The sequence below is a fragment of the Inquilinus limosus MP06 genome, assembly GCF_000767795.1.
In the GTDB taxonomy this organism is placed as follows: domain Bacteria; phylum Pseudomonadota; class Alphaproteobacteria; order DSM-16000; family Inquilinaceae; genus Inquilinus; species Inquilinus limosus_E.
In genome coordinates this window covers 1-5,630 of record NZ_JANX01000430.1, presented here as the reverse complement: position 1 = coordinate 5,630, position 5,630 = coordinate 1, and the positions used below count along the sequence as shown (strand labels likewise).

Sequence of the window (5,630 nt, the reverse complement as noted above, 5' to 3'; positions counted from 1 at the left end):
GCCGGCTTCGCCAAGCTGCTGGGCCGCTGGCGCGACGAGGGCCGGGCCGAGGCCGCCTTCCTGATCGGCGGCGCCGATGGCCATGACGAGTCGGTGCGCGGCCGGGCCGAGCTGCTGCTGTCCTTCGGCCGCCTGACCTGGCCGCACATGCTGGCCCGTACGATGCTGGCCGAGCAACTCTACCGCGCCCAGACCATCCTGAGCGGGCATCCGTATCACCGGGCGTGAGGCAGGTCGTGCCCATTCTGTTTTATTGTCATCCTCGGGCTTGACCCGAGGATCCAGGGGCTTTCAGAGCCGCTCCCGGCGGCCCCTGGATTGCCGGGTCAAGCCCGGCAATGACAACAAGGTTTGAGTTCAACCGAAACGCAGCGGGCTTGACCCGCCCACCCTGAGAATGCCGACATTCCCCGATGCCCGGGTCGAGCCTGGGCATGACACCGGGGGGACGGGTTATGTCGTTCGCGCCGCTGCTGGACGCCCCGCTGGCGATTCAGCTGCATGTCGCCGCGGTCTGCGTCGCCGTCATCCTGGCGCCGGTCCAGCTGATCGGACCGAAGGGGACGCCCCGCCATCGCCTGCTGGGCTGGATCTGGGTCGCGGCGATCGTCGGCGCCTGCGTCAGCGCCTTCTTCATCCTGGACCGGCCGATCCCGCCGCATGTCGGGCCGGTGAGCTGGCTGCACCTTCTGGCCGCGTTCACGCTCGTCCGGGTCGGGCAGGCGGTGGCCGCGGCCCGACGGCATGACGTCGAGCGCCACCGCCGGGCCATGCGGGCGATCGCCTGGCTCGCCCTCGGCATCCCGCTGGTCGTGGCCTTCGCCGTGCCCGGACGCATCATGTTCCGGGTCGTGTTCGGGCCCTAGGACCGGCGGCTACGCGATCACCCCATGGCCGCGAAGTTGCGGTAGGCGCCGATCAGCTCCTCCACCGTGCCGGAGCGGCAGCCGCGCTGGCGGGCCACGGTCGCGGCGTCCCGCTCATTGGCCGCGCGCCGGGCGCCGAGCTCCTGCCACACCGCGTCCTGGCTTCCGGGGGCGCCGGAGCTGCTGGCCAGTTGCCCGGCCGCGTCGGATTCCGCCTGCTGCAGCACCGCCGCAAAGCGCTGCTCCTGCTGCGGGTCGAGCCGCACCCGGCACGACCGCGCCGCGCTTTCGGCCCGGACCATGGCGTCGTAGCGCTGCAGCGCGTCGCCGGCATAGCCCGCCTGCTGCGGCACCGATGCCGGGCCGGGATATCCGGGATCGATATAGCCCTGCTCGTTGCAGCCCCCGAGGGCGAGGACCGCGACCACCGCAGCCGCTCCGAAGCGCGTGAAGCGCATGCTTCCTCCGTCAACTCTCCGGCAGGTCACGCCTGCCCGGCGGACAAACGTTCGGCCAGGCCGATCAGATCCATGATCTGCGGATCGGAGCAGCCGCGCTCTGCGACCGCATCGCGCACCACCCGCTCCTGCAGCGTGCGGCGGGATGCGATGTCGCCCAGCACCTCCGGGTCGGTCACCGCCGTGTCCGCGCGTAGCGCCAGCGCCGTCTCCGCCTGGTGCTGGGCCTCGACCAGGGCGTCGGCGAGCCTGGCCTCGCGCCCCTCGGCCAGCGGCGCGCCGCAGACATAGCGGGCGGAATTGGCCCGCAGCGCCGCCTGCCAGCGGTCGACCGGGTCCTTGGCGTCATAGGCGGCGCCGACCACGGGGCCGGCACAGCCGGCGAGCAGCGGGCCGGCCAGGAGCAGGACCGCCAGAGGCCAGCCGCCGCGGATCCGTGCCGTTCTATCGCCCATGTCGGTGCCCCCCTTGCGTTGGCCGCAGCAACCGATACATGAAGGGCGATTGCAAGCGAAAGGCCAAGCGATGAGCGCTGCAGCAGCGACCCCACCCCGTCCCGTCGTCCTCTGCGTCCTCGACGGCTGGGGCTGGCGCGAGGAGGAGGCGGACAACGCCGTGCGCCTGGCCGACACGCCGATTTTCGACCGGCTGTGGGCGGAAGAGCCGCACGCCTTCCTGCAGGCCAGCGAGGAGGCCGTCGGCCTGCCGCATGGCCAGATCGGCAATTCCGAGGTCGGGCACATGAATCTCGGCGCCGGCCGGGTGGTGTTCCAGGACCTGCAGATGATCTTCAACGCCATCGCCGACGGCTCGCTGGCCAAGGCCAAGGCGCTGCGCCGGCACATCGACGCCCTCAAGGCGTCCGGCGGCACCTGCCACCTGATGGGGCTGCTGTCGCCCGGCGGCGTGCACGCCCATCAGGACCAGATCGCGGCGCTGGCGAAGATCGTCGCCGAGGCCGGCGTGCCGGTCGCCGTCCACGCCTACACCGACGGGCGCGACACCCCGCCCCGTGCCGGCGCCGACTACCTCCGCCGCTTCCTCAAGGACATCGACGGGCTGCCGAACGCCCGCGTCGCCACGGTCGACGGCCGCTACTACGCCATGGACCGCGACAAGCGCTGGGAGCGCGTCGAGAAGGCCTACCGCGCCGTGGCCGAGGCCAGGGGTGAGGCCGCGCCGGACCCGGTCGCCGCCATTGAGGCCGCCTACCAGGCCGACACCGGCGACGAGTTCATCCTGCCCAGCGTGATCGGCGGCTATGCCGGCATGAAGGACGGCGACGGCGTTCTGTGCGCCAATTTCCGCGCCGACCGGGTGCGCGAGATCCTGCAGGCGCTGCTGGACCCGGGCTTCGACGGCTTCCGGCGCCAGCCCATCCGCTTCGCCGATGCCTGCGGCATGGTCGAGTATTCCGACCTGCTGAACGGCCTGATGTCGGCGATCTTCCCGCCGAAATCGATCGACAAGGGCCTGGGCGAGGTGGTGGCCGAGGCGGGCCGCGCCCAGCTGCGCGCCGCCGAGACCGAGAAGTACCCGCACGTCACCTTCTTCTTCAATGGCGGCGAGGAGCGGCAGTTTCCCGGCGAGGACCGGATCCTGGTCGCCTCCCCCAAGGTCGCGACCTACGACCTGCAGCCGGAGATGTCGGCGCCGGAGCTGTGCGACAAGCTGGTGGCGGCGATCGACGGCGGCAAATACGACCTGGTGGTGGTGAACTTCGCCAATCCGGACATGGTCGGCCACACCGGCATCCTGGACGCGGCGATCAAGGCCTGCGCCACGGTCGATGCCTGCCTGGGCAAGGTCGAGGCCGCGGTGCGGCGCCAGGGCGGCGCCATGATCGTCACCGCCGACCACGGCAATGCCGAGCTGATGCGCGACCCCGCGACCGGCGGCCCGCACACGGCGCACACGCTGAACAAGGTGCCGGTGATCCTGGTCAACGCGCCGGCGCCCCGCCGCGCCCTGCATGATGGCAGGCTGGCCGACGTGGCGCCGACCCTGCTGCAGCTGATGGGCCTGGCCCAGCCGGAGGAGATGACCGGGCGAAGCCTCATCGACGCCGCTTGAATGCCGCGATCGTAGTGCCAAGCTGACGTGAAACCGCAAAGATGGACGTCAGGTAACTTGATCCCGCCGAAACCCGGCAGATATCATCAAGTGGCGTCCACCCTGGCCAGCCGCCCCTCCGGTTCCGGAGACGGCCGGTCGGCCGATTGACTCGAGCGCCTGGCGGCCCGGCCGCCAGCGAGGGCAAGCATGAAGAAGCACCTGAACGCCGTCGCCATCGGCGCCTTGATGGGCCTGGCTTTCGTCGGCGGACATACCCTGACCTTCCAGGGCTGGGCGCAGGACAAGGCTCCTGACAAGGCCGCGACAAGCAGTGACTCCACCGACACCTACAAGCAGCTCGACCTGTTCGGCGAGGTGTTCGAGCGGGTGCGCGCGGAGTATGTCGAGCCGGTCAGCGACAAGCAGCTGGTCGAGGCCGCGATCAACGGCATGCTGACCTCGCTGGACCCGCACTCCAACTTCCTGAACTCCGACGAGTTCCAGGACATGCAGTCCCAGACCCGCGGCAGCTTCGGCGGCCTCGGCATCGAGGTGACGATGGAGAACGGGGTGGTGAAGGTGGTGTCGCCGATCGACGACACGCCCGCCGCCAAGGCCGGGGTCCAGGCCGGCGACCTGATCATCGCCATCGACGGCAAGCCGATCGTCAACATGAGCCTCAACGAGGCGGTGGACAAGATGCGCGGCCCGGTGGGCAGCAACCTGACCATCACCATCCGCCGCGGCGACCAGGAACCGTTCGACCTCAACCTGGCGCGCGCCACCATCCCGGTGGAATCGGTGCGCTGGCGGACCGAGGGCAACATCGGCTACATCCGCATCACCAGCTTCACCGAGCGCACCGAGGACGGGCTGAAGCGCGGCATCGCCGACATCAAGAAGAAGCTCGGCGACAAGCTGCAGGGCTATGTGCTGGACCTGCGCAACGACCCGGGCGGCCTCCTGGACCAGGCCATCGCTGTGGCCGACGCCTTCATCGACAAGGGCGAAATCGTGTCGACCCGGTCGCGCAAGGCCGACCAGGCGCAGCGCTACAACGCCACCCCGGGCGACCTGGCCGACGGCCTGCCGCTGGTGGTGCTGATCAATGGCGGCTCCGCCTCGGCGTCGGAGATTGTGGCCGGCGCGCTGCAGGACCACCACCGCGCCGTGCTGATGGGCACGCAGAGCTTCGGCAAGGGCTCGGTCCAGACCATCATCCCGCTGCCCGGCCATGGCGCGATGCGGTTGACCACGGCACGCTACTACACCCCGTCCGGCCGCTCGATCCAGCAGCTGGGCATCACCCCGGACATTGAGGTGCAGCAGGCCCGGATCGAGGAGATCGCGCAGATGCGCGGCTACCGCGAGGCCGACCTGAAGGGTGCCTTGAACAACGACAACAAGCAGAACCTGCCGGGCCAGGACGGCGCCGACGGGAAGGCCCCGGCCGCCCCGACGCCGGCGCCCGGCGGCTCCTCGCAGACCGACAAGCCGGCCACTCCGGGCCAGGACAAGGCGGCGTCCCCGCCCTCCGACGGCGCGGCCGACGCCAACAAGCCGGCGGATGTCGACTACCAGCTGTCGCGCGCGCTCGACCTGCTGCGCGGCCTGTCGCTGTTCCAGAAGGGGCAGGCGGGCTGACCGCCGCGCCATGGCGACGACCGACACGCCGAAGGAGGGCCTGCCGTACCGGCCCTGCGTCGGCATCATGCTGCTGGACCGCGACGGCCGCGTCTTCGTGGCGCGGCGCCGCGACACGCCGGATGGCTGGCAGATGCCGCAGGGCGGCATCGACCCCGGCGAGACGGCGCGGCAGGCCGCCTTCCGCGAGCTGAAGGAGGAGATCGGCACCGACCGGGCCGAGTTCCTGGCCGAAGCGCCGGAGACCGTGCGCTACGACCTGCCGGACCACCTGGTCGGCAAGGTCTGGGGCGGCCGCTACCGCGGCCAGGAGCAGCGCTGGGTGGCGCTGCGCTTCCTGGGCACGGATGGCGACATCGACATCGAGACCGAGCATCCCGAATTCGACGCCTGGCGCTGGTCGGCGCCGGACCGGGTGCTGGCCGAGATCGTGCCGTTCAAGCGCGACGTCTACGCCACGGTGCTGGCCGCGTTCAGCGAGCTGCTGGGGCGGGGCTAGGGGTGGATAAGTACGGTTGAATCAGGCCCGATTCCGAAGGCGATCACGCGTTGCCTCTCCCGCAAGCGAGACCTTTTCAGAATAGCCGAAGCCATCCCTTTCTAGAGC

General features: G+C 70.5%; 7 protein-coding genes. 5 read left to right on the top strand and 2 right to left on the bottom strand.

From position 1 onward, the window contains the following. Nucleotides 1-228 (top strand): 23S rRNA (pseudouridine(1915)-N(3))-methyltransferase RlmH (locus P409_RS24990; protein WP_034844905.1); only part of this gene is annotated, 228 nt, incomplete at its 5' end. A gap of 227 nt (nt 229-455) precedes the next feature. Next, entirely contained in the window at nt 456-866 is a 411-nt protein-coding gene (locus tag P409_RS24985; protein WP_034844903.1) for a DUF2306 domain-containing protein, read from the top strand. Nucleotides 867-883: 17 nt separating this feature from the next. On the opposite strand, the gene P409_RS24980 is transcribed toward P409_RS24985, so the two are convergent. After that, nucleotides 884-1,324: a hypothetical protein gene (locus P409_RS24980; protein ID WP_034844901.1), complete on the bottom strand. Its 441-nt coding sequence runs from the start codon at nt 1,322-1,324 to the stop codon at nt 884-886. A 26-nt stretch (nt 1,325-1,350) separates the two neighbouring features. Further along, entirely contained in the window at nt 1,351-1,779 is a 429-nt protein-coding gene (locus tag P409_RS24975) for a hypothetical protein (protein WP_034844899.1), read from the bottom strand. Nucleotides 1,780-1,849: 70 nt separating this feature from the next. Here P409_RS24975 and gpmI point away from each other — a divergent pair, with 70 nt between their 5' ends. From gpmI to P409_RS24960, 3 genes are all read left to right on the top strand, one after another. Next, nucleotides 1,850-3,397, top strand: a complete 1,548-nt coding sequence (gene gpmI / locus P409_RS24970; RefSeq protein ID WP_034844898.1) for a 2,3-bisphosphoglycerate-independent phosphoglycerate mutase — start codon at nt 1,850-1,852, stop codon at nt 3,395-3,397. Between the two features lie 189 nt (nt 3,398-3,586). Then, on the top strand, nt 3,587-5,023 hold the full coding sequence (locus P409_RS24965; protein WP_034844897.1) for a S41 family peptidase: 1,437 nt from the start codon (nt 3,587-3,589) through the stop codon (nt 5,021-5,023). A gap of 10 nt (nt 5,024-5,033) precedes the next feature. Continuing rightward, nucleotides 5,034-5,522 carry an RNA pyrophosphohydrolase gene (locus P409_RS24960; RefSeq protein ID WP_034844895.1) on the top strand — a complete coding sequence of 163 codons (489 nt, stop codon included), beginning with the start codon at nt 5,034-5,036 and terminating at the stop codon, nt 5,520-5,522. The last annotated feature ends 108 nt before the right edge of the window (nt 5,523-5,630 follow it).

What these genes read in the sequence shown, in the direction of transcription:
- P409_RS24965 (WP_034844897.1), top strand. Translation starts at nt 3,587, where the DNA reads ATGAAGAAGCACCTGAACGCCGTCGCCATCGGCGCCTTGATGGGCCTG.
- P409_RS24985 (WP_034844903.1), top strand. Translation starts at nt 456, where the DNA reads ATGTCGTTCGCGCCGCTGCTGGACGCCCCGCTGGCGATTCAGCTGCAT.
- P409_RS24960 (WP_034844895.1), top strand. Translation starts at nt 5,034, where the DNA reads ATGGCGACGACCGACACGCCGAAGGAGGGCCTGCCGTACCGGCCCTGC.
- P409_RS24975 (WP_034844899.1), bottom strand. Translation starts at nt 1,779, where the DNA reads ATGGGCGATAGAACGGCACGGATCCGCGGCGGCTGGCCTCTGGCGGTC.
- gpmI (WP_034844898.1), top strand. Translation starts at nt 1,850, where the DNA reads ATGAGCGCTGCAGCAGCGACCCCACCCCGTCCCGTCGTCCTCTGCGTC.
- P409_RS24980 (WP_034844901.1), bottom strand. Translation starts at nt 1,324, where the DNA reads ATGCGCTTCACGCGCTTCGGAGCGGCTGCGGTGGTCGCGGTCCTCGCC.